Genomic DNA, 23,024 nt, shown 5'->3' with positions numbered 1-23,024 from the left:
TCGGCTGCAAAGCCCGATGTGACAAGGGCTTGCGGCTCATGCTAAGGTCCGTGCCTGCTGCCGGCGCGAGACCCGCGCAAAACATGAACAGACCCGGTGGACGATGCCTCAAGACTCTAAAACACTACGCTCCTGGATTTATCTCGCCATCGCGCTCGCGCTCGCCGTCGTATTCAGCATCGATGTGCTCACGCCGATGCGCGTCGCGATCTGGGTCTTTTACGTGCTGCCGGTCGTGCTGTGCGTCTGGGCCGACCGGCCGTCGGTGCCGATCGTCACCGCGGGTGCATCGGCCGCGCTGATGATCGCAGGCTACGCACTCGCCACAGGCGATCCCGGCACGAGCAGTGCGGTGCTCCAGGTCAACCGCGTGATGGGCATCGTCGTGCTGATCGTGCTCGCGGCGGTGGCGCATCTGTATATCAAATCGCGGCTCGCCATACAACGCACGACCTGGCTGCAGCAGGGCATCGTGCAGGCGGGCGTCAAGCTGCGCGGCGAGCAGTCAGTGGCTTCGATCGGCGTGAGCATTCTGCGTTCGATCATTCCGTATGTGGACGCGAAAGTCGGCGTCGTCTACGCGCTCGAAGGCGATGTGCTCGTGCGCGTCGCGGCCTGGGCGCTGCCGGACGAGGGCGGCGCGCCGGCCAGGATCGGGCGCGGCGAAGGGCTCATCGGCCAGGCGATCGAGGAAGCGCGTGTGCTCGAACTGCGCGACGCATCTTCGCATTATCTGAAAGTCGGCTCCGCGCTCGGATCGGCGACGGCGTCGCGCGTCCTGATTGCGCCGCTTTCTGCCGATGGCGATATCGTCGGCGCGATCGAGCTCGGCTTCGTCGGCAGCGAGGGACGTTTCGGCGATGCCCGCGCGCTGCTCGAGCAGGCGTCGGAACCGATCGGCATGGCGCTGCGTTCGGCGCGTTATCGCGCGCGTCTCGTCGAGCTGCTCGAAGAAACGCAGCGCCAGAGCGAGGAATTACAGGTGCAGCAGGAAGAGCTGCGCGTCTCGAACGAGGAGCTCGAAGAGCGCGGCCGCGCGCTGCAGGATTCGCAGGCGCGTCTCGAACAGCAGCAGGCGGAACTCGAACAAACCAATGTCCAGCTCGAAGAGCACACGCAGCATCTGGAGCGGCAGAAGGCCGAGCTTCTGCAGGCGCAGCAGGAGCTGACCGCGAACGCACTGGAAATGGAGCGCGCGAGCCAGTACAAGTCGGAGTTCCTCGCGAACATGTCGCACGAACTGCGCACGCCGCTCAACAGTTCGCTGATCCTCGCGAAGCTCCTGCAGGACAACAAGCAAGGCAACCTGACCGACGAACAGGTGCGCTACGCGGCGACGATCCATTCGTCGAACAGCGATCTGCTTTCGCTCATCAACGACATCCTCGATTTGTCGAAGGTCGAGGCGGGGCAGATGGACCTGCAGTTCGCGCCCACGTCCGTCGATTCGATTTTGCAGACGCTGCGGCAGTCCTTCGCGCCCATCGCCGGGAGCAAGGGTGTGGAATTCGTCACGGAGCATGGCGAGAACGTGCCGCAGTATTTCGTCACCGACAGCCAGCGGCTGCTGCAAGTGCTGCGCAATCTGCTGTCCAACGCGTTCAAGTTCACCGAGCGCGGCCGGGTGACCGTCGCGGTCGAGCGCGCGGGCGACAATGCGCTGCGCTTCGATGTGCGCGACACGGGCATCGGCATCGCGCGCGAGAAGCAGGACATGATTTTCCAGGCCTTCCAGCAAGCCGACGGCACGACGAGCCGCAAGTACGGCGGCAGCGGCCTCGGGCTGTCGATCTCGCGCGAGTTCTCGCGCCTGCTCGGCGGCTCGGTGTCCGTGTCGAGCGAACTCGGCCAGGGCAGCGTATTTTCGGTGACGCTGCCTATCGCCGTGCGCGAAGGCACCGTCACCGCGAAGCTCGATACGATCGGCACGATGAGCGAGCCGGCGCCGGCCGCCGCGCCCGCGTCCGTACCCGCACCCGCACCCGCGCCGCCGCCCGTGCAGCCGTCGCCCGTTCAGGCACCGGTCGCGATGCCCGAGCCGATGGCCATCGCCGATGATCGCGCCGACCGCAAGCGTCCGGATCGCGTGATTCTCGTCATCGAGGACGATCAGCCGTTCGCCGGCATTCTCTACGATCTCGCCCACGAACTCGACTTCGACTGCGTGCACGCTGCCACCGCCACGCAGGGCGTCGAGCTCGCGCGTTCGCTTCAGCCGAACGGGATTCTGCTCGACATCGGCTTGCCGGATCAGTCGGGTCTCACGGTGCTCGAATGGCTGAAGCACGATCCGCTCACGCGCCACATCCCGATTCACGTCGTCTCCGCGACCGATCACGCCGACGTCGCGCTGCACCTGGGCGCGATCGGCTACACGCTGAAGCCGGGCGCGCGCGACGATCTCGCCCGCGCCATCCGCAAGCTCGAAGCGCGCTCGGCGCAAGGCATGCGCCGCGTGCTCGTCGTGGAGGACGATCCGGCGCTGCGCCAGAGCATTCATGCGCTGCTCGCGAGCGAGACGGTCGGGATCGTGGAGGCGGGATCGATCGCGGAGGCCATCGAGGAGATGCAGCGCGCGCCGTTCGATTGCGTCGTGATGGATCTCGCGCTGCCCGACGGCTCCGGCTACGAACTGCTCGAACGCGTGTCGGCGGGCGGAGGGCAGGCGTCGCCGCCCGTCATCGTCTATACCGGACGGCTGCTGTCGCAGGAAGAGGAGCAGCGCCTGCGCCGATACTCGAAATCGATCATCATCAAGGGAGCGAAATCGCCGGAGCGCCTGCTCGACGAAGTCACGCTGTTCCTGCATAGCGTGGAAAGCGCGCTGCCGCCCGAGCAGCAGCGCATGCTGCGCGCGGCGCGTCAGCGCGACGACGTGTTCGAGGGCCGCACGATCCTGCTCGCGGAAGACGACGTGCGCAACATCTTCGCGCTCTCGCGCGTGATCGAGCCGCTCGGCGCCACGCTCGAAATCGCGCGCAACGGACGCGAGGCGCTCGAAGCGCTCGCGCGGCGCAGCGATATCGACCTCGTGCTGATGGACGTCATGATGCCCGAGATGGACGGCCTCACCGCGATGACCGAAATCCGCAAGCGCGCGGAATTTGCGCGCCTGCCGATCATCGCGCTGACGGCGAAGGCGATGCCGAGCGATCGCCAGAAATGTCTCGAAGCGGGTGCGGACGACTACATATCCAAACCCATCGATGTGGATAAGCTCGTGTCGCTGTGCCGCGTATGGCTGCGCCAGCGATGAACGGACCCATCTCCCAGATGAATGACGCCCGGCACGACGAAGAAGCGACGTTCGACATCGAACTGAAGCTGATACTCGAAGCGATCTACCTGCGCTATCAGCACGACTTCCGGCATTACTCCGTGAGTTCGCTGAGGCGCAGGCTCGCGCAGGCCGTGCACGATTTCGGCCTGCCGACGCTCTCGCATCTTCAGGAGCGCATTCTGCGAGACCCGGCGCTGTTCGCCCGGCTCTTTCAGTACCTCACGGTGCAGGTGAGCGAGATGTTCCGCGACCCGCAGTATTTCCGCGCGATCCGCGAGCAGGTCGTGCCTATTCTGCAGACTTATCCGTCGATCAAGGTGTGGGTCGCGGGATGCAGCAGCGGCGAGGAGCTGTGGTCGCTCGCGGTGCTCTTTGCCGAAGAAAAGATCGCGGACCGCACGGTGTTCTACGCGACCGACATCAACGCCGAGGCATTGCGTCAGGCAGAAAGCGGCATTTATCCGCTGGAGCGCATGGCGGGTTTCAGCCAGAACTATCTGGCGGCGGGCGGCAAGCGTTCGCTGTCGGACTACTATCACGCGGCCTACGGCGCGGCGAAGTTCTCGCAGACGCTCAAGTCGCGCGTGGTGTTCGCGGATCACAGTCTCGCGACGGACAGCGTGTTTCTCGAAGCGCATCTGGTGTCGTGCCGCAATGTGCTGATCTATTTCGATCGCGCGCTACAGGATCGTGCCCTCGGCCTCTTCAGCGATTCGCTCGTGCGGCGCGGGTTCCTCGGTCTCGGCAGCAAGGAGAGCCTGCGCTTTTCCACGTATGCAGACCGTTTCGCGGACTTCAATCCGCGCGAGCGGCTTTATCAGAAGGTGTGACGATGTTCGACGCGGACCGCATCGGGGCAGTCGTGATCGGCGCATCGGCGGGCGGCGTCGAGGCGCTCAATCAGTTGCTGCCCGGCTTGCCGAAGGCGTTCGCGCCGCCGGTGCTCGTCGTGGTGCATGTGCGGCACGGACAGCCGAGCCTCTTGCCCGGATTGTTCGCTTCGCGCTGCGAGCTTGCCATCGAGGAGCCTTTCGACAAGGACGAGATCGCGCCGGGCACCGTATATTTCGCGCCGCCGGGCTATCACATGCTCGTCGAGGCCGAAGGCGGCGCGACGCCGGCGATCGCGCTGTCCGTCGATCCGCCCGTGCGCTTTTCGCGGCCATCGGTGGATGTGCTGTTCGAATCGGCGGCGCATGCTTACGGCGAGCGCCTGCTCGGCATCGTGCTGTCGGGCGCGAACGACGACGGCGCGCGCGGCGCACGCGCGATCCGCGATGCGGGCGGCGCGTGCTGGGCGCAGGACCCGGCGACGGCGACCGCGCCCGCGATGCCGCTCGCGGCCATCGCGCAAGGCGCGGTGAACGAAGTGCTCACGCTGGATCACATGGCGATGCGGCTCACCCAATGCATCGGCTACAGGCAATGAAAGAAGCAAGGCAAGGAGTCACCAGATGACGCAACCCATCCACGTGCTGATCGTCGACGACATCCGCAATAACATCACCGCGCTCGAAGCGTCGCTCGCGCGGCCGGATCTGTCGGTGCTGAAAGCCGAATCGGGACCGGCCGCGCTCGAGCTTCTGCTCAAGCACGAGGTCGCGCTCGCGATTCTCGACGTCAACATGCCCGGCATGGACGGGTTCGAACTCGCCGAGCTGATGCGTGGCAGCCCCCGCACCGCGCACGTGCCGATCATCTTTCTGACGGCGACGGCGCAGGACGCGAGCCGCACCTTTCGCGGCTATGAAGCGGGCGCGGTGGATTTTCTCTACAAGCCCTTCGATTCGCGCATTCTCAATTCGAAGGTCGATGTATTCATCCAGATGGAGCGCCAGAAGCAGCAGCTCGCGACGCAACTCGCGACCGTGCAGCAACTGCTCGATGCGAACGAGATGCTGATGGCCGTGCTCGGCCACGATCTGCGCACGCCGCTGTCGGCGGTGATCGCATCGGCGGAGTATCTCGCGCGCTTCGTGCAGGACGAGAACGTCGCGAACATCGGCACGCGCATCAAGTCGAGCGGCATGCGCATGGTGCGCATGGTCGATCAGTTGCTCAATCTCGCGCGTCTGCGTGGCGGGCGCGTCACCTTGCAGCCGCGTGCGGTCGAGTTGATGACGCTCGCGAAGAATATCGTCGATGAATACGAGGCGCGTTTCGGCAAAGGGCGCATCTTCGTGCTGCGTCAGGGCGATACGCTCTTGCAAGGCGACGGCGATCTGCTCTCGCAAGTGTTCTCGAATCTCATCGGCAATGCGCTGCAGCACGGGCTGGAAGGCTCGGCGATCCAGGTGCGCCTCGACGGCAACGCCGACCATGTGACCATCACCGTGCAAAACGCGGGCGAGATTCCCGCCGACGTCCTGCCGACGATCTTCGCGCCGTATCGCTCGGGCCAGCGCCAGCATGAATCGAGCGGCCTGGGGCTCGGGCTCTACATCACGCGCGAGATCGCGCAGATGCACGGCGGCGACGTCACGGTACGCTCGGCAGCCGAATCCGGCACGGTGTTCGAAGTGACGCTGCCGCGCGTGCCGCATCCGCGTTCGGGCGAGCGCGCCGACATGGCGCAACCTTTCCGTCTGAGTTGAAGCGCGTGTCTACAATGCGGCGTATGGACGTCTGAAAGGAGAAAGCACGATGCCGGGCCCGGATCTGGATACGAGAATCGAAACCTATTACGTGCGTGTGCGCGGCGTCGTGCAGGGCGTCGGCTTCAGGCACTACACGGTGAGAAAGGCGCATGCGCTCGGCGTGCGCGGCTGGGTCGCCAATCTCGATGACGGCTCCGTCGAAGCCATCGTGCAGGGCGCGGCCAATCAGGTCGACCTGATGCTCGAATGGCTGCGACGCGGGCCGCCGCATGCCCGCGTCACCGAGTTTCACAGCGAAGAGCGCCACATCGAGAAGCGCTACGAGCGCTTCGAGCAGCACTAGCTAGTTCATCGCGCGACCAGCAGGCTCTCCGCGAACTGCCATTCCTCGTCGCGCCACTGATGCGTGCATTCGAAGCCCGCATCGGCGGCGATCGGCGCGACTTCATCGGCCGCGTATTTGTGGCTGCTTTCCGTCCAGATCGTCTCGCCTTCGCGGAAGTCCACGCGCAGGTCCGCGCCGCGCACGCGCACGGACAGCGCGCGCTTCGCCCGCAAGTGCATTTCGATGCTGCGCGCATCCGGATTGAAACGCGCGACGTGCTCGAAGGCTTCGAGCGGAAAGTCGCCGGCGAGTTCGCGATTGATGCGCGCGAGCATGTTCAGATTGAACGCGGCCGTGACGCCGATCGGGTCGTCATACGCCGCGATGAGCACCGGCAGCGGCTTGATGAGATCGGTGCCGAGCAACAGCGCGTCGCCGGGCTGGAGCATGCCGCGAATCGAGCGCAGGAACTTCGTCGCCGCGAGCCGCGCGAAATTGCCGATGGTGCTGCCGAGAAACAGCACGAGCAGTCGTTCGCCGTCCTTGCGCTTCGAACTGACTTCCGACAATCCCGCGAGGTAATCGCGCTCGTGTCCGACGATCGACACGCGCTCGATATCGCTCAATTCGCGACGGCACAACTGCAAGGCGGTGCGCGAAATTTCAATCGGATGGTAAGCAGTGGGCTGCTTTTTACACAGCGCCTCAAGAATGCGGCGCGTCTTGCGGCCACTGCCGCTGCCGAGTTCGGCGACCTGGATGTCGCCCGGCATGGCCGCGACGATGTCCGCCGCGTGATCCTTCAGCACGCGCTCCTCGGCGCGCGTCACGCCGTATTCGGGCAGCGCGGTGATCACTTCGAAGAGGGCCGAGCCCACTTCGTCATACAGATACATCGAAGGCAGTTCTTTTTGCGGACGCTTGCTGAGTCCTACGTGCACGGCCTCTGCAAAGGCGTTGGAAAAGCGGGGCGACAGGGCTGGTTGAGTCATGACGTCTCCATCGATGCGGCGTTTTCTTCGCGTGCCATCGTCGACGTGACGGCACGGCGCGTGTTGCTGCGGATGCAATGACGTGAGCGGCAGGTGTTCGTACGGGGCGCCGCCCGGACTTCAGGACCGGACCGGCAGTAATGCCGGACCGACAAGGGTCGCCGATCATCGTGACCGGCAAAAGACAACCGCAAGTGACAGCGATCATGCGGTGGAGTTCACGCCGAAATGCGAAGCATGAACGAAGCAAAAAGCGGGCACGTCCGGGGAAACTGATTGAAGCGGGTTTTGAAAATGGTGCGCGCTGCGCGTTTAGAATGCGCGTTCCACGTTTCATTCGGCTTGCACTCACCTACCGCGCGCAGCGCCTCTTTCGATGAATCAGCATGACCTGGGACGCGGCATTGCGCTGTCCGTCGCCGCATCCGCGCTATTCGCGCTCATGTCCGGCTATACGAAATGGCTCGCGCCGCTCGACGGGCTCGACATCTTCGCGTGGCGTATCGTATGGACATTGCCGGGTGCGCTCGCGCTCGTCGCGCTGCGCAAACGCTGGCCGCAATTATGCGCGCTCATCGCGAGGCTCGCCAAAACGCCGCATCTGCTGCTGATGTCCGCTGCCGCCGCCGCGCTGCTCGGCGTGCAGTTGTGGATCTTTCTCTGGGCGCCGCTGCACGGGCGCGCGCTCGAAGTATCGCTCGGCTATTTCCTCCTGCCTCTTGCGATGGTGCTGCTCGGCCGCTTCCACTACGACGAGCGTCTCGACGGTTTCCAGTGGGCGGGTGTCGCCGCGGCGGCCGTGGGCGTGGCGCATGAGCTCGTCATCACGCATGCGTTCGCGTGGCCGACGCTCGTCGTGATGCTCGGCTATCCGCCTTACTTCGTGTTGCGTCGCCGGCTGAATGCCGATCCGCTCGTGTCCTTCGCCGTTGAAATCATGCTGATCGCGCCTGTCGCCGTGATGATGCTGATCGTGCGCGGTTCGTTCGCGGATGTCGTCGGCGAGCCGCGTCTCGCGCTGCTGCTTCTGCCCGGACTCGGCGCGTTGAGCACGATCGCGCTGGCGTCGTATCTGCGTGCGAGCCGTCATCTGCCGCTCGCGCTCTTCGGCATTCTCGGCTACGTGGAACCGGTGCTGCTCGTCGGCGTCGCTGTCCTGTTGCTCGGCGAGCCGTTTTCAGCGCGGCAACTCGGCACTTATGTGCCGATCTGGATGGCCGTCGTGCTGACCGGCGTGCACAGCGCGCGTCTTCTGATGCGCGAACGCTCGGAGAAGCAGGCATTGCCGACGAGCGAACATCACGCGAGCATCGAGCATGAAACGGTCGCGGAGGAAATCGAGCGCGTGGACTGATCAGCGCGCGGCGCGCGTTTCGATAGCGTCGTGCAGTTCGCGCATGAGACCGAGGCCGAACAAGAGTTCGACGAGAATGAAGAGCGGCCCGATCAGCAAGCCGATGATATCGTCGGCGAAAGCGGGCTTGCGACGTTCATAACGCATATGCCCGATGAACTGAAACACCCACCCGATCACGAACATGCCGACGCCGATCGCGAGCCAGCTCCACGTAGTGTGCGATGCAGCCCACTGCCCGAACGCCGCGCTGAGCGCGGACACGATACCCATGCCGATGCCGAGCGGCACGTCGAGCCAGAGATAGTAGAGCGTAGCGAGCGCGAACAGCACCCATGCGGGCGTGAGCAGACATGCGCCCGATAACACGGGCCATGCGGGACGGCTCAGCAATGCGGCGATCGCGAGGACGATGAGCGGAATGCCTACGAAGTGCGTGGCGATATTGCGCCTGTCGCGATGATAGTCGGCGTACTGCGACAACTGATCGGTCAGTGTGCGCATGTCGGGCGTCTCCTTTCGTGTTTTTTGTTTCACGAATGATAAGCCGCACAACGATATCGGCAAGTGGAACATGTCCTTTAGCGGGCGCAAATCATTCGATCAAAGGACATGCAAAAAGGACATGCAAAAAGGCGAGCCCGAAGGCTCGCCTGAATTGAACGCACTGGTTTGTTTATATGCAACGCCCAGTGCGCGATGCGATGACGCTGGCCTCCCTTACTTCTTCGCCGCGTCCACCTTCGCATCGGCGGCCGTCTTGTTTGCGTCGCTTTGCGCCTCGACTTTTTCCTTGTCGGCCTTCGCTTGCGCCACGTTGGCATCCTTCGCTGCGTCCTGCTTCTTTTGATCGGCCTTGGATTGTGCAGCATGCTTCTTCTTGTTGGCTTTCGCCTGTGCCTTCGTGGCGTCACCGCGAGCGTCGGAAGCCTGTTCCGGCGTGGTCGCCTGCGCTACCTTCGCGGCTTCCTTGTTGGCGTCGGCTTGCGCCGATGCCTTGTCCTCGTTCGCCGATGCCTGCGCCTTCGCGGCATCGTGCTGCGCTTCCGCCTTCTTCTTGTTGGCGGTCGCCTGAGCCTCGGCTTTTTCGTTGTTGGCCTTCAATTGCGCTTTGCCGGCATCGGTTGCGGCCGTTTGCGCGAATGCGGTGGTGACGAGCATGGCGGATGCGAGAGCAGCGACGTTCTTCTTCATGGTTTGAATCTCCCTTGATTCTTTCTTCGAGGACACGTGGCGCGCAATGCGCCGCGTTGACGATGAAAACGCCCCGCCCGTCGATATAGTTGACGTCGATCTGGTGACAAACAGTAACCAGTGGCGAGCAAATGAAACCGCATGCGGTAAAACCGGCGGCGTTGACCGATAGCGAAGAGACGCTTTACCGGACAAGTCGCTAAATCTGTTACGGACGAGCGAAATCAATTCTGTTTGTAACCGCGCTCAGGGTAATTCGTTATCCGAATCGAAGGACGACTTTGAAGAAACGTGTAGCGGGCGATTTGTAATCGTTGAAATGCGCGGTTACCAACTACTGCAGTTATTTCTTAGCTGTCTGCTTAAGATGATCTCCATGAACCCGGCAAACGGGAAATGGAGAAGCTCATGAAACGCGCAGCACTTGTCTTGTTGATGATCGGTAGTTTGACGGCGGCGGGCCAGGCATCGGCGCATGGGCATGGCGGCGGTCATCGCGGCGGTGGCGGGGATGGCGGAGCGATCGTCGGCGCGCTGATCGGCGGCGCGGTGCTCGGCGCGCTGGTGACGTCCGTCGCGAGTGCACAGCCGACGTATGCGCAACCCGTCTATCAACAACCCGAGTACGCGCAGCCGGTCTACGCACAACCGGCGCCGCCGCCTGGCTACTGCTACGACAACTACCGTGGCGCGTATGTGCCTTGCGGTTACTGATTGCGCGTGACTCGCGGCACGCCCCTTGCGCTGATGCGGACACGGTCGTTGCATCCAATGCGCGACGACCGACACGCAAACTTGGGAGACTCGCAATGAACGCAACGACGAAGAAGCTGGTGATTTCCGCGCTGGTGCTGGGCCTGTCCGGCGGTGTCTATGCGCAAGCAGGCGGCGGCGGTGGTGGCGGCGCAGGCGGTGCAGGCGGCGGCGCTGCTGCGGGCGGTTCGGCAGGCGCAGGCGGCAATGGTTCGGCGGGCGCCGGCTCGGCGGCCGGCGGTAAGGGCGGCGGCGTAGGCATGGGCGGCGCCGGGATGGGCGGCTCGGCGGACGGCTCGACCGGCACCGGCGCGAAGAGCGGCATGAGCAACGACGCGACCAACGGCATGAGCCAGGATCAGGGTACCGCCACGCGCAGCGCGCCGAATAACGGCAACATGAATTCGGGCGGCATGAAGTCGGACGGCACCGGGACCAAGAAGGCATATTGAACGATGCCAGCGCGCTTTGCGGGTGCGATCGCCGCGGCGTCATCGAGACGCGAGAGCGGCATCCGCCTGGCGGCGGTGCGCGTTATCAAAGAAACTCCGCCCGGACGGGCGAGTGAAAAGTGACTGTTATTGCCCGCCCGCCGATGCCGCATCCGCCGATGCGGCCGGCTCGAACGTCTTTACGCGCAAGCTGACCTTCTCGGCGTAGGCGCGCGATCCGCCGTAGTTCTTCAGCGCGGCGTCAACATCGCCCTGAGCGGATTTCACATAGCCGTGAAGGATCGCGGAGCCGGTTTCGATGTTGTCTTCCGGGTCCGTCAGGTCTACGTTGCGCACGAGCTTCTTGTGCGCCGACGGCACCACCTGCATCAGACCCGTCGCATTGTTCGGCCCTCTGGCCGTTTCCTTGAAGCGCGATTCGATCGAAATGATGGCGAGCAAAAGCGCCGGTGGAAGCGAATACTTCGATGCCGACGACATGACTGCCGCCGCGATGGTCTGCGCCTTTTCACGCGCCACGCCGAATTTTCGCGTGAGCATGTCCGAAATCTTGTGACTCGCCTGCTCCGTCTTCGGGTCTGGCTGCGCGGCGGACTGCGCGGCCGCCTCGCTTGCTGCGAGCGGGTTTTCCTGCGCGAGCGCGGTCTGCGCTGCGCTCAGTGAGACGGAAAGGGCGACAAGGATAGGGAGGAAACGACGCATCGGACAGAGAGATCAAAGCGGAATCGCATTATAGCCACATAAAAAGTCCTTGTGGATCATGTACTTGTCTTAAATATGATGTTTTCTTTTCACAAATCGGAACGAATTACGTGCGTTCGGCGCGCTTCGCGGAGCGCGCTGAAATGCCCTCGCCGGCGTCATCCGAGAGGCGCGCGAACATCGGCAGCGAGGCCAGGACGACGAGCGCCGTCACGATGAATCCGCAGGCGAGTTGCCAGCGCTCGGTGTGCGCGCTTCCGGAAACGAGCATCGTCGCCTGGATCGTGCCGGCCGCGACCGTGACGCCGACCGCCTTCATCAACTGCTGCGCGGTGCCCTGAAACGAGGTCGCGGCGGCGAGGCGCGGCTTGGGCACATCGGCGAATGCGAGCGCGCCCATCGTCGCGAAACTGAGCGAGCGGCCGAGTCCGCCCAGCAGTAAAAGCAGAAAGATCGCGACGGCGGGCCATGCTTGCGACATCGTCGAGCAGACGAGCAGCACGGCCGCGAACACGACGCTGCCCGTGCACAGGACGTTGCGGACCGAGAAGCGCCGCAGCGCGAGCGCCGTCATCGGACGCATGCAGAAGGAGCCGAGCGCGCTCGCGAATGTGACGAGACCGCTCGCCGTCGCGCTGTAGCCGAAGCCCGTCTGAAGCGTGAGCGGCACGAGAAACGGCAGTGCGCCCGCGCCGGCGCGAAACAGGCTGCCCGCGACAGTCGCCGCATGAAAAGTGGGAATCGACAGGAGCGAGAAGTCGATGGCGGGATTCGGCACGCGGCGGCAGTGCAGCACCGTCACGCGAAAGAGGAGCAGGCCGGCCGCCACGCAGATCCACGGCACGCCGATGGGCAGCACGCCGCGCCCCGCGCTCTCGATGCCGATCATGAACAGACTGAGCGAGGCGCCCGACAGCAGCATGCCGCGCAGATCGGGCGACGTCCGGTCCTCGGGCGGCGACGGCGGCAGCAGCTTCCACGTGAGCCACAGGCCCACGATGCCCACCGGCACGTTGACCCAGAAGATGCTGCGCCACGAGAGCGTGTCGGTGAGAAAGCCGCCGAGCGGCGGTCCGAGCAAGGGACCGACGAGCGCGGGCATCGTGAGCCACGTCGTCGCCTGGAGGAGTTCTTCGCGCTTGACGCCGCGAAACAGGATCAGGCGACCGACGGGCACCATCATCGCGCCGCCGAGACCCTGGACGACGCGCGCAGCCAGCAATTGCGGCAGATTCATCGCGGCGGCGCACGCGACGGACGCGAGCGTGAACGTCGTGATCGCCCACATGAACACGCGGCGCGCGCCGAAGCGGTCGGCGACCCACCCGCTCGCGGGAATGAACACGGTCAGCGCGACGAGATAAGCGGTGATCGCGCTGGATAGATGGACGGGGTCGACCTGGAGGTCGCGGGCCATCGTAGGGATGGCGGTGGCGACGATCGTGCCGTCCATGTTCTGCATGAAGAGCGCGCTCGCCACGACGGCGGCGGTGATGCGAAAGTTGCCGCCTTTCACGATGCGTCGCTCGCTCGCGCGGTGAAGGCTTGCTGCAAGGCGTATCGAAATGGGAAGGATTGCATGGCGCACAGTCTAGCGCGATACGCCAGTCGGCGTTTCCGTTCGCGGCATGAATGTTCATCCGAGCGGCATGTTCGGTTCGAGACCCACCTGACGCTCAATCCGCGCTTATCGGCCATAGCGGACGGTGGTCAACCGCGACGCCAGCGCGCCTCTTCCGGCAATTGGCCGACAACTCGCTTGTGCAGATCCATTTGGAGGATGCGGCGATGGAGAGCTTGTCGATCTTCGCGGTGATGCCCGAGCAGGCCATACGTTCCGAATAGGGTGAATGCCTGTTTGCGCGCGCTTCAAAGCGACGAATTCTGGCCGAAACCGGGTCGAATCCGGCCGCAACATTTTTGTCTGATCAATGAGCGGAAACGCACTTCTGCGACGCCATCAAATCCGTAAATTGTCGAAAAACTAAGCAGGCTCATCACTGTGGGCCTTACGGACGACGGGGAAGATCGACATGGCGCTTGTCAGAATCGCGGAAAAGGATTTGAGGGTGGGTGCGCCACTAGACTTCGCTGTCTACACCGCAACAGGGAAACTGCTGATCAACCAGGGTGGCTGCATTCGGTCCGAAAACCAGCGCGACAGGCTCGTTGCGATGGGCGGTTTTCGAGACGCCGAATCTGCTCAGCCCGGCAAGCGAGCGCCCGCACAGGAAAGCCTCATTGTCTCCACCGCGAGCCATGATCGAGCCATTGCCGATGCCCGGCCCGTGGCAGCGCCGTCAGAGATCCTTCCAAAGAATCTTGAGAGGTTGCAGCTAACCGTTGTCGCCAGGCCGGACGCCGCGTTGCAAGTCGAGTTCGTGGGTTCGATCTCCGGGACTGCACTGGTCGTCGCGGTCTTGACCGGGTTTGAGTTCCTCGAGCCGGAAGTCGAGGTCGAGTGCAAGGCTCTCCTCGGTCGGAAGATTTATCGCTTTCACACAGTCGTCACCGGACGCAACCAGTCACCGGCGCAGGTTGTCTATCTCGCGCATCCCGATGCCGTCACGGCCCACGTCGTACGCAAACACCCGCGCATCGCAACAAGCATGGCCGCGCGGCTCATCAGAAACGACTGTATCGCTGCGGGCTTCGATGTCACGGTGGTCAACGTCAGCATGGGCGGGGCCTCTTTGCGCGCCTCCGATCGGTATCTGAAAATTGGCGAGCACTTCAAGCTGGCCCTGCGTGTTCGCGCCGAAGGCAAGGTGCACGCCGTTATGTTCAACTGCATTGCAAGGAACTCGCGGCCTACGGACGGCGGCGTATTGATCGGCGTCGAGTTCAGCGGCTTTCCCAACGACGCCCGCTCATTGCTCAAGACGCACATGTTCGAGACAGCGACGAGCAGCCACCTGTGACGAGCGCCGGCTAGTTTGTGCGCGGCCTGCTACCCGAGTTCCTGGAGGCCAACCCTGGCGCACAAGTCGAATTGATCATCAGCAATCAATCGATCGACCTCGGCAAGAGCGAGGCGGACGGGGCACTGCGCCTCGGATCGCCCGGCCAGGACTCTCTATATGCGACCAGAGTAGCGAGCGTTGGATTTGGGCTGTACGCGTCGAAGGAGTACGTCCGTCTATACGGGCTACCCGAGAATGACGCAGATCTGCTGAAGCATCGCTTCATAGGGATGTCCGGCAAGCTTGCCAGATTCGAGCCATCTGTCTGGTTGAATGATTTCGCGCCGCACGAATGTATGGCGATATCGTCCGACAGCCTGGGCTTCGGCTATCTCGCGGCTGAGAATGGGCTCGGTATTGCACTTCTGGCCTGTATCGTAGGTAACAGCTCGGCCAACCTTGTGCGTGTACCGATTACGACCAAAGTGCCCGTGCTGCCTCTATGGCTGGTCATGCACGAAGCTACCCGAAAGTTGCCCGGCGTCAAGGCACTGGCGCAGTACATTCGAACACAGGCGCACCATAAGGCCGCTGACTTCGGCGGCAGCCACTGAGTATGGCGTGGGGAAAGTCGGAATCGGTCGGCATGATTCGCATTGGCGTAGTGCCGGCATCGATCGATTAACGCACGCGTGCAGCGATCTCGTCGCGCTGTCGTGCGAGACGCATCGGCGGCGACGCGGGCGCTGATCTCTTAACGAAGGGCAGGCGTAGTCCTGCGGATTCGACGACCGCCTCTTCATCGCGCAAGTAACGCGTCGCGCACGAGCGTCTGGTCCTCGTTTACCGCCTCATCGCACGAGTCACCTCAACCGCTGCGCTGTTGCCCAGGAAAATCATGCTTTCCTGCACGTGCGTCGGCAAAGTAGCGCTGGGTTCAGCCAGTCTATTCACAGGTCGAAGTTAGCGAGCGCGTCACGAGCGCAACGCTTGCGGCCATATCCATGAAATGCGGCAGCGCGGGCGTGACGCGATGCGCGTCCTTCGCTTCGTCGTCCCAGCGGCGCAGAGCGATCGCGTCGTGTGCATAGGGCTTCGCCAGAAACGCTTGCGCGGCTTCATCGTCGAATATGCCGCCTTGCAGTTGCAGGCTTCGCACCGAATCCGCGGACAGTCGCGCGTGATACGACGTGTCGATCGCGCACAGGCAGCGCTTCGCATCGACGTGCAGGCGGATCGGCTCGAGCACGGCGTCGGAGAAGAGCGGGCGCAGGAACGGCAGCGCGAAGTACTGGTGCAGATCGTCGATGCCGCGCTCGGTCGGCGTCTCGCCCTGCAGATTCAGCAAGTGCCCGAGGTCATGCAGTAATGCCGCGACGATCAGCTCGGGGCGCGCGCCCGCCGCCTCGGCCAGCGTGGCGCTTTGCAATGCGTGCTGCAATTGGGTGACCGGCTCGCCGCTGTAGGCGAGCGAGCCGTGCGTGTCGAAGAGATGCCGGATGTCGGCGAGTGTCAGCGCCATCGTAAGGAAAGGGTCGAGCGGGTATGCTGGAGCGCGAAAACGCGCAATGGTCGCAGGCTTTTGTGACGCGACGATGGCCGCGCGCAGAATGGAACCGACGCTCATGCCCTTCTTCTTCAGCCGACGCCCCGAACTCGCCGGACTCGATCGCTCCGCACGCCGCGACGTGCGCCGCCTCGCGTGGCATTTCGCGCAGCGACACTGGACGCTGCACGCGCCGGCGTTCGCGTGGGTCGTGTTCGTGCTGCTGCACACGCGCTATCACATCGTCCCGGAGCGGCGCGATTATCTCTTGATCACGCTCGCGATTTTCGTGCTGGCGGTGGTCAATATCCGGCTTCATATCTCGCGCTATTTGAAACCCTCCCGCGCCATTTTCGACGCGCTCGGGAGCGCGGCCGCACGCAGGATCACGGGCCGCTAGGCGCGTGTTGCGATGCCGCATCTTGCGAAAAGACCCCGTTTTTCGCGTGTTACGATGCTCGGCGACCCGTATCCAACCGAAGGCAAGATGGCGACGCTATACCAGACCCTCGGCGTGGACGAGCACGCCACCGAAGAAGAAATCAAACGCGCGTATCGCAAAGCCGCGATGCGCTGCCACCCCGATCGCAATGTAGGCAACGAAGACACTGCGCGCGCGAAGTTTCTGGAGATCAAGGAAGCCTACGCGATTCTCTCCGATCCCGCGCAGCGCGAAGTGTACGACCGTATTTACGCTGAAGAGATGCGTCGCTTCGAAGAGCGCGTGCGCCGGGAAGAAGCCGAACGCGAGGCGCGTGAGGCGAAGGAGCGCGAGGCGCGCGAGGCGCTCTATGCGAAGCGCGTATCGCTCGCGATGCGCTTCGCATCGAAAGGCCATAACCGCGATGTCGTGTTCGGCGTGCTGCTCGGTGCGCAATGCGGCGAGCCTGAGGCACGTCAGATCGCGGACAGCGCAATTGCGCTGCATGAATCCAGACAGGCCAGCAAAGACAGAAAAGAGCGAGAGGAAGCACGCGCCAAGGACGAGAGAGAAGAGCAGGAGCCTGTCAGCGACAGCGCCGGCGCGGCGAATCCGCTCGGCGCAATGTGGTTCCAGTTCCTCAACAACCTTCGTTTCTGATTGCCACCCCGGGGCGGTGAAACAAGACTGGCTCAGGCGACCAGTCTTTCACCGCGCATGTTGCTTTGCTTCGGTGCGGGCGGATAGACGCACCAGTGACCGTCGTCGTGACGAAAGAAGAACAGCGCTCTCGCCGCCGCGCCGTGCAGCGCCTCGACACAAACATATCGGCGCCTGTCGGAACGCGTGCGGCTGAACTGCCGTACATGCACGGGCATGCTGCCCGGCGCGAGCCATTTTTCGACCTGATAACGAAGGGACCGCTCGTTCACGCATTTCATTTTCAGTCTCCTGCGGCATTCATGATCGGGTTTACGGTCGAGGCTGCCGATCTTTAAGTCCCGCTCAATGAAAACCCTGCCGCAATGCACCACGTTCTTGATAAAACACTTGAACTCTACGCCCGGAATTACTGGCAGTGCCCGTTTTTGCGAAATAGCAACAGCGAGCAACAGCGAGCTTTTACGCGTCTTCCCCATGCCCCGTTCATTCAAAACGCGTACGCCGATGAGTTCATCGTCGTGCAACGTGATGCAGGGGTATGTGCGCGATCGGTCATATGAAATGGCCGATGCGTACGCTACCCGTCACTGGATGTTAAGCGAATGTCGTGCCTGAGACGCACGAATCATAGCGGACGCGCAAAACTCAGCTCGTGGCCGTCCGGATCGGTGAGATGGAAATAGCGCTCGTTCCAGGGCGCATCGCGCGGCGCGAATTGCGGCTCGATGCCGTGCGCCTGCGCTTTCCGGTAGAACGCGTCCACATCGGACACGTAGATGATCACGCGGCCCCAAAACTGAATCGGGCCGTGCGTCTCGCTGGTGAGATTGAGAAATGAACTGCCGAGCGCGAACGAAGTGAAGGCCTCGTTTGCGCCGCCATACAGGAGGCGAAAGCCGAGCGCTTCATAGAAGCGCACCGCGCGCGGCATGTCGTGCGTCGCGAGCGTGATCGCGCTCAGGCCTTCGACATGCGCGTCGTCTTCTCGCGATCCCATGCTCTCGTTCGTCATCCCGGATGATGCTGATGCGACACCAGCGGCAGCACCGAAAGATCCGGATGCGTGCCATCGACGATGCTCTTGCCGATATGCCGCGCATCGTCCACGGCGTCCTGTGCGCTCTTGTATGCGTCTTCGCCGTCGGCGTGAAAATGCACCGCTTCGCCGGGTATCTCCGCGTTCGCGCCGGGCCTGCACACATGTCCGATATACACGTAGCGATCCGCCTTGCCGGGCGCCGCGTGTTCGGGCGTCGGCTTCAATTGCGGCTGCACGTGGATCTCGAAACCTTCGTAGTCGAAAACGTGCCACTGAGCGGGATCGTCGGGCATGATCGCCTCCTTGGTGTAGTGTTCGCTCGCAAGTCAACGTTACTCCAGTTGACGCGATGAATCCACCGCGAAGGGTATTCACGTCAGATGAAAGCCGCGCTCGCATCGGCGCGTGCGGCAGGTCACGGGAAAATTGACATCGTTCTCGCGCGCAGCGGATACTTTTCGGCGCGCTTTGCGTTCGAGCGGGTTCGAGCGGGTTCGAGCGGTTCGAGCGCATACGTCTGCCGTTTTCCCGCATCGGGAGGCGCCGTGAAGCCAGCCACGACACATCGCACGGTTCTCGCGCGCGCCATGCCGCGCGCCGCCGCGCTCGTCGGCGATATCACCGCCGGCACCGTGTCCACGCTCATGATGCTCTGCTACGCGATGAGCCTCGGCACGCTCATCTTCAGCGCCGATCTTGCGCGCTATGCCGAGCTCGGCGTCCCGACCGCGCTCGTGAGCTGCATCGTCACCGCGTTCGTCATCGCGCTGACGAGCTCGATGCGCATGAACATCGGCGGCCCGGACAGCAATGCGACTGCGTTTCTCGTCGGCGTCGCGGCGGGCGTCGCGAGCAGCGTGCGCGCGAACGGCGGATCGCCGACGGAAATCCTGCTGACGGTGCTCGTCGCCATCGCGCTGTGCTCGCTCGTCACGGGAGTCATTCTCTTCGCGATCGGTTCATCCAGACGCAGCCGCTCGCTGCAATTCCTGCCATATCCCGTGATGGGCGGCTTTCTCGCCGGGACCGGCTATCTGCTGATCGCGGGCGCGTTTCGCGTGCTGACGGGCGTCGCACTCGACTGGCACACGCTGCCGCGGCTCGTGCAACTGCACTGGCTCGCATGGGCGCCCGCGCTCTTCGTCGGCGCGCTCGCGACGATCCTCGCGCGCACATGGCGGCACGCGGCCGCATTGCCGATCACGCTCGCCATCGGCATCGCGCTCTTCTATGCGCTGCTGCACGTCGCCGGCATTTCGCCCGATGACGCGCGCAACATGGGCCTCCTGCTTCAGCATGTGCCGATGCACGCGCTGCACATCCCCGAGCTGCACTTGCCGTCGTCGCTCGCGCACGGCGAGGTCGACTGGCGTGCGATCGTCGCGCACCTGCCCGAGACGCTTATCGTCACGTCGGTGTCGGCGATCACGATCATCATGAACTCGACCGCGATGGGCGCGGCCACCGGGCAGGACATCGACCTGAACCGCGAGATGCGCGCTGCGGGCCTCGCGAATATCGCGAGCGGTCTCTTCGGCGGGATGGTCGGCTATCAGTCGTACAACCGCTCGATGCTCAACGCGCGCGCCGGCGCGACGAGCCGCGCGGCAGGTGTGTTCGCCGCGCTCGCGTGCCTCTTCGTGCTGATCGCCTCGCCCGATCTCGTCTCGCTGTTCCCGGTGCCGGTGCTCGTCGGCATGCAGATCTACATGGGGCTGCGGCTCATGATGGACTGGCTCGTCGGCGCGTATCGCAAGCTCACGTGGCACGAATATTTGCTCGTGCCGCTGATTCTCGCGGTGATCGCGTTCTATGGCGTGATCGCGGGCGTCGTCGCGGGCGTGGTCGCGGCATGCGTGACGTTTGCGCTGCTCTACGGACGCGCCGGCTGCGTGCGCATGGAGTTCGACGGCCGCACCCGCACGTCGAACGTCGAACGCAGCATCGAGGAGACACGCTTTCTGATGGATCGCGGCGATGAAATCTGCGGCGTCTGCCTGCAAGGTTTCCTCTTCTTCGGCTCCGCGAACTCGATGCTCCAGCGGGTGCGTGAACGCATTCGCTCGCATGGTCCGCGACCGGTGCGTCACGTCGTGCTCGATTTCGCCTGGACCAACGGCATGGACGCGTCCGTGTCGCTCGCGTTCGTGAAGCTGCGCCAGGCGTGCGCGGCGATCGGCGCGGATCTCGTGCTGACCGCGCTGCCGCGCAACTCGCGCGTGCTGCTCGAGCGCACGGGCGCGCTCGCGCTCGGTATCCGCGAGTTCGACACGCTCGACGCGGGCCTCGAATGGATTGAAGCGCAGCAGCTCGCCGCATCGACGCGCACGCGCGAACCGCGCGTGCCGGCCGGCGATTTTCGGGCGATGCTCGCGCCGCACTTCACGCCGCGCGCGCTGGAAGGGCTGGCTAATCTGCTCGACGTATGCGCTATCGGCGCGGGCGAGGCGCTCTTTCGCCGGGGCGATGCGGGCGATGCGCTCTATATCGTCGAGGAAGGGCGCGTGACCGTGTCGCTTCCGCTCGCGAACGGCCGCTCGGTGCGGCTGCGCTCGTTCGGGCCGGGGACGATCATCGGCGAAATGGCGGTGTATACGAATGCGCCGCGAAGCGCGGATGTCTTCGCCGACGAGCCCGCGCGCCTGCGGCGTCTCACGCTCGCGGCGTTGCGCAAGCTCGAACTCGACGATCCGCTGACCGCGCAGGAATGGCATCGCTTCGTCGTGAAGATGATGGCGTCGCGGCTCGCGGTAGCGGACGAAGCGTTGCGCGCGTCGTCGTGAGCACGTGTCGCTTGCCCGTCTGCGCGATCACCGGTATGGTCGCGTGCAGATGCTCATCATCGAGGCCGACGCCATGATCCACTCGCTTCGCGCGCTGCTCGCGATCACGCTCGCCATCGTCATGAGCGGCGCGCTCGCGCAGTCCGCGCCGCAATCCATCGCGATGCTCGATTGCACGCTCATCGACGACAACGCAGCCTACAACGATGCCGAGATCAATCGCATTCAGACGGAGCGCCTCGCGATGGTGAGCGGCGCCTTGCGCGATGACCTGCGCGAACGCGCGCTCTTTCGCGTCGCCGACAACGCGCAGGCGGGCGATCTGATCGCGTCGCTGAAAAGTGCGCAGGACATGAGCGCGTGCAACGGCTGCGAACTGCGTGTCGCAAAAGAGCTGGGCGCGTCGCGGGTCGGCGTGTGCTGGGTGCAGAAGATCAGCAATCTCATTCTCAACATGAACTTGCGTGTCGAAGATGCCGACAGCGGCGCGATGCGCTTTCAGCGCTCGGTGGACATACGCGGGAACACCGATTTGTCGTGGAAGCGGGGGGCGAAGGCGCTCGTCGATCTGCTTGCAAGCGATCCCTCCGCGACGCGCTGACTCCGCGCGACGCGTCTTTCCCGTCGAATTCGGGAATTTCTCCCGGCCGATGCCGTTGCCACTGCGCCGACGATTGCGCTAAGTTGGACTTGCAGGCACGCGCGACGTGCGATTTCGCCGCGCGCGTGCGTCAAACGAACTCGAACAAGCCAACGAAACCGCTGGAGACGACCATGCAAGTCAGATTCAAGGCGGCGCGCATCGCCTGCGCGTCGGTGTTCGCGCCATCGCTCGCACTCGCCGCGAGCTTCGCGCACGCCGCCGCGCCGACCGCCTACGTGACGACCGAGAGCGCCGGCGTCGGCGTGATCGATCTCGACAATCTCTCGCTCGCGAAGACGTGGGATGTCGGCAAGGACGGCCCGCGCGGCCTTTCGCTGAACAAGGATGGCACGCGTCTCTATGTGGCGAACAAGACGACGGGCGACCTGTCCGAGATCGACACATCGTCGGGCAAGGTCGTGCGGCGCGTGAAGATCGGCAAGAATCCGGAATTCGTGCGCGTGTTCGGCGGCTATGCCTATGTGACGTACGAGCCGGGGGAAAGCGGCGGCCCGCCGAAACCTGGCCAGCCGGAAAAGGATGACGACGACGCCAACTCGCCGCCCGCCGAAATTGCCATCATCGATTTGAAGACGATGAAGGTCACGCATTCGGTCAAGAGCGGCCACGAGACGGAAGGCGTCGAGTTTTCCCCCGATGGCAAGCTGATCCTCGTGACCAACGAAGGCGACGACACGGTGTCGGTGTATCGCGTCGGGACGGGCAAGCCGGTGCGCACGGTGAAGCTCGACAAGGGTTCGCGTCCGCGCGGCATCAAGGCGTCGCCGGACGGCAAGCAATATGTCGTCACGCTCGAGAACGCGAACAAGTTCGTCGTGCTCGATGGCACGAGCCTGAAGACCATGAAGACCGTTGATACGAAGACGGGCCCGTATGGCGTCTCGTTCGATCCGTCGGGCAAGCGGCTGCTGATCGCGGCATCGCGCGACAAGACCTTGCAGGTGTTCGATGGCGCGACCTACGAGCACATGCAGGACGTGCCCGTGGGTCAGCGCTGCTGGCACTTCAGCTTCACCCCCGACGGCTCGAAGCTGCTGCTCGCGTGCGGGCGCTCGAACGCGGTCTATGTGCTCGACGGCGCCGATTACAAGGAGATCAAGCAGATCGGCGATCTGCCGCTCGCGTGGGGCATCGTCACGTATCCGGCGAGCGCGGGGTCGATCGTCGGGCGTTGAACGGAACGTTGTTCTCGTTCGGCAGACGGCCGCCTTGCGCGGCCGTTTCGTTCTGCGCGGTCCGTCGTTGCGCAAGCCAGAACGCTTCGCCGTTTCGATGCCTGATAGCATCGGGGAAAGACGTTCTATGACATCTCGCCCGGGCAGCTGGCGGACAATGCACGGCTTCATCCGCCCGGAG

General features: G+C 63.8%; 24 protein-coding genes. 15 read left to right on the top strand and 9 right to left on the bottom strand.

The annotated features are described in order from the left end of the window. The first annotated feature begins 103 nt into the window (after positions 1–103). The 5 genes from NCS58_RS20885 to NCS58_RS20865 are packed head-to-tail and all read left to right on the top strand — an operon-like array spanning position 104 to position 6,220. Positions 104–3,256, top strand: a complete 3,153-nt coding sequence (locus NCS58_RS20885; protein ID WP_250538872.1) for a response regulator — start codon at positions 104–106, stop codon at positions 3,254–3,256. 17 nt (positions 3,257–3,273) lie between these two features. Next, positions 3,274–4,110: a protein-glutamate O-methyltransferase CheR gene (locus tag NCS58_RS20880; protein WP_061120047.1), complete on the top strand. Its 837-nt coding sequence runs from the start codon at positions 3,274–3,276 to the stop codon at positions 4,108–4,110. A gap of 2 nt (positions 4,111–4,112) precedes the next feature. Further along, positions 4,113–4,709 (top strand): chemotaxis protein CheB, encoded by a 597-nt coding sequence (locus NCS58_RS20875; RefSeq protein ID WP_061119983.1) that lies wholly within the window; start codon positions 4,113–4,115, stop codon positions 4,707–4,709. Between the two features lie 25 nt (positions 4,710–4,734). Next, positions 4,735–5,874: a hybrid sensor histidine kinase/response regulator gene (locus NCS58_RS20870; protein WP_061119982.1), complete on the top strand. Its 1,140-nt coding sequence runs from the start codon at positions 4,735–4,737 to the stop codon at positions 5,872–5,874. A 49-nt stretch (positions 5,875–5,923) separates the two neighbouring features. Next, positions 5,924–6,220 carry an acylphosphatase gene (locus NCS58_RS20865; RefSeq protein WP_061119981.1) on the top strand — a complete coding sequence of 99 codons (297 nt, stop codon included), beginning with the start codon at positions 5,924–5,926 and terminating at the stop codon, positions 6,218–6,220. A 5-nt stretch (positions 6,221–6,225) separates the two neighbouring features. Here the strand turns inward: NCS58_RS20865 and egtD are convergent, their stop codons facing one another. After that, entirely contained in the window at positions 6,226–7,194 is a 969-nt protein-coding gene (gene egtD / locus NCS58_RS20860) for an L-histidine N(alpha)-methyltransferase (RefSeq protein ID WP_061119980.1), read from the bottom strand. A 376-nt stretch (positions 7,195–7,570) separates the two neighbouring features. On the opposite strand from egtD, the gene rarD reads away from it, so the two are divergent. Further along, a complete protein-coding gene (gene rarD, locus NCS58_RS20855) occupies positions 7,571–8,548 on the top strand; it encodes an EamA family transporter RarD (RefSeq protein WP_061119979.1) in 978 nt (325 codons plus the stop codon). Here rarD and NCS58_RS20850 read toward each other — a convergent pair whose 3' ends face one another. Then, the gene (locus NCS58_RS20850; RefSeq protein WP_061119978.1) at positions 8,549–9,052 is read right to left on the bottom strand and encodes a DUF962 domain-containing protein; all 504 of its coding nucleotides are present in this window, start codon (positions 9,050–9,052) and stop codon (positions 8,549–8,551) included. Between the two features lie 216 nt (positions 9,053–9,268). Continuing rightward, a complete protein-coding gene (locus NCS58_RS20845) occupies positions 9,269–9,970 on the bottom strand; it encodes a hypothetical protein (protein ID WP_250477521.1) in 702 nt (233 codons plus the stop codon). A 180-nt stretch (positions 9,971–10,150) separates the two neighbouring features. Between NCS58_RS20845 and NCS58_RS20840 the strand changes: the two genes are divergently transcribed. After that, positions 10,151–10,456, top strand: coding sequence for a hypothetical protein (locus NCS58_RS20840; RefSeq protein ID WP_061120046.1), 306 nt, complete (start codon positions 10,151–10,153; stop codon positions 10,454–10,456). A 95-nt stretch (positions 10,457–10,551) separates the two neighbouring features. Then, positions 10,552–10,947: a hypothetical protein gene (locus tag NCS58_RS20835; RefSeq protein ID WP_061119976.1), complete on the top strand. Its 396-nt coding sequence runs from the start codon at positions 10,552–10,554 to the stop codon at positions 10,945–10,947. Positions 10,948–11,073: 126 nt separating this feature from the next. On the opposite strand, the gene NCS58_RS20830 is transcribed toward NCS58_RS20835, so the two are convergent. Continuing rightward, positions 11,074–11,649: a transglycosylase SLT domain-containing protein gene (locus NCS58_RS20830; RefSeq protein WP_061119975.1), complete on the bottom strand. Its 576-nt coding sequence runs from the start codon at positions 11,647–11,649 to the stop codon at positions 11,074–11,076. A gap of 106 nt (positions 11,650–11,755) precedes the next feature. Continuing rightward, entirely contained in the window at positions 11,756–13,165 is a 1,410-nt protein-coding gene (locus NCS58_RS20825; protein ID WP_061119974.1) for an MFS transporter, read from the bottom strand. Positions 13,166–13,682: 517 nt separating this feature from the next. On the opposite strand from NCS58_RS20825, the gene NCS58_RS20820 reads away from it, so the two are divergent. Both NCS58_RS20820 and NCS58_RS20815 read left to right on the top strand, forming a co-directional pair. Next, on the top strand, positions 13,683–14,570 hold the full coding sequence (locus NCS58_RS20820) for a PilZ domain-containing protein (RefSeq protein ID WP_061119972.1): 888 nt from the start codon (positions 13,683–13,685) through the stop codon (positions 14,568–14,570). Positions 14,571–14,587: 17 nt separating this feature from the next. Further along, positions 14,588–15,166 (top strand): LysR substrate-binding domain-containing protein, encoded by a 579-nt coding sequence (locus tag NCS58_RS20815; RefSeq protein WP_061119971.1) that lies wholly within the window; start codon positions 14,588–14,590, stop codon positions 15,164–15,166. A 332-nt stretch (positions 15,167–15,498) separates the two neighbouring features. On the opposite strand, the gene NCS58_RS20810 is transcribed toward NCS58_RS20815, so the two are convergent. Further along, positions 15,499–16,074 (bottom strand): phosphonate degradation HD-domain oxygenase, encoded by a 576-nt coding sequence (locus tag NCS58_RS20810; protein WP_061119970.1) that lies wholly within the window; start codon positions 16,072–16,074, stop codon positions 15,499–15,501. Between the two features lie 103 nt (positions 16,075–16,177). Between NCS58_RS20810 and NCS58_RS20805 the strand changes: the two genes are divergently transcribed. After that, positions 16,178–16,498 carry a hypothetical protein gene (locus NCS58_RS20805; RefSeq protein ID WP_250477520.1) on the top strand — a complete coding sequence of 107 codons (321 nt, stop codon included), beginning with the start codon at positions 16,178–16,180 and terminating at the stop codon, positions 16,496–16,498. 87 nt (positions 16,499–16,585) lie between these two features. Next, positions 16,586–17,179 (top strand): J domain-containing protein, encoded by a 594-nt coding sequence (locus tag NCS58_RS20800; protein WP_061120045.1) that lies wholly within the window; start codon positions 16,586–16,588, stop codon positions 17,177–17,179. Between the two features lie 32 nt (positions 17,180–17,211). On the opposite strand, the gene NCS58_RS20795 is transcribed toward NCS58_RS20800, so the two are convergent. From NCS58_RS20795 to NCS58_RS20785, 3 genes are all read right to left on the bottom strand, one after another. After that, complete coding sequence (locus tag NCS58_RS20795; RefSeq protein WP_061119968.1) at positions 17,212–17,460, bottom strand: hypothetical protein; 249 nt, start codon at positions 17,458–17,460, stop codon at positions 17,212–17,214. A 347-nt stretch (positions 17,461–17,807) separates the two neighbouring features. Next, the gene (locus NCS58_RS20790) at positions 17,808–18,179 is read right to left on the bottom strand and encodes a glyoxalase/bleomycin resistance/extradiol dioxygenase family protein (protein WP_250477519.1); all 372 of its coding nucleotides are present in this window, start codon (positions 18,177–18,179) and stop codon (positions 17,808–17,810) included. An 11-nt stretch (positions 18,180–18,190) separates the two neighbouring features. Beyond that, the gene (locus NCS58_RS20785) at positions 18,191–18,514 is read right to left on the bottom strand and encodes a hypothetical protein (RefSeq protein WP_061119966.1); all 324 of its coding nucleotides are present in this window, start codon (positions 18,512–18,514) and stop codon (positions 18,191–18,193) included. Positions 18,515–18,808: 294 nt separating this feature from the next. Between NCS58_RS20785 and NCS58_RS20780 the strand changes: the two genes are divergently transcribed. The 3 genes from NCS58_RS20780 (at position 18,809) to NCS58_RS20770 (ending at position 22,843) form a co-directional block, all read left to right on the top strand. After that, on the top strand, positions 18,809–21,004 hold the full coding sequence (locus NCS58_RS20780; RefSeq protein WP_086961373.1) for a SulP family inorganic anion transporter: 2,196 nt from the start codon (positions 18,809–18,811) through the stop codon (positions 21,002–21,004). A 4-nt stretch (positions 21,005–21,008) separates the two neighbouring features. Next, on the top strand, positions 21,009–21,605 hold the full coding sequence (locus NCS58_RS20775; RefSeq protein WP_409219299.1) for a DUF3280 domain-containing protein: 597 nt from the start codon (positions 21,009–21,011) through the stop codon (positions 21,603–21,605). Between the two features lie 173 nt (positions 21,606–21,778). Further along, on the top strand, positions 21,779–22,843 hold the full coding sequence (locus NCS58_RS20770) for a beta-propeller fold lactonase family protein (RefSeq protein WP_061120043.1): 1,065 nt from the start codon (positions 21,779–21,781) through the stop codon (positions 22,841–22,843). The last annotated feature ends 181 nt before the right edge of the window (positions 22,844–23,024 follow it).

Source organism: Caballeronia sp. INML3B, from assembly GCF_023631305.1.
Taxonomy (GTDB): domain Bacteria; phylum Pseudomonadota; class Gammaproteobacteria; order Burkholderiales; family Burkholderiaceae; genus Caballeronia; species Caballeronia turbans.
Note: the sequence above shows the minus strand (reverse complement) of the source record. Positions and strands in the feature narration are given on the sequence as shown.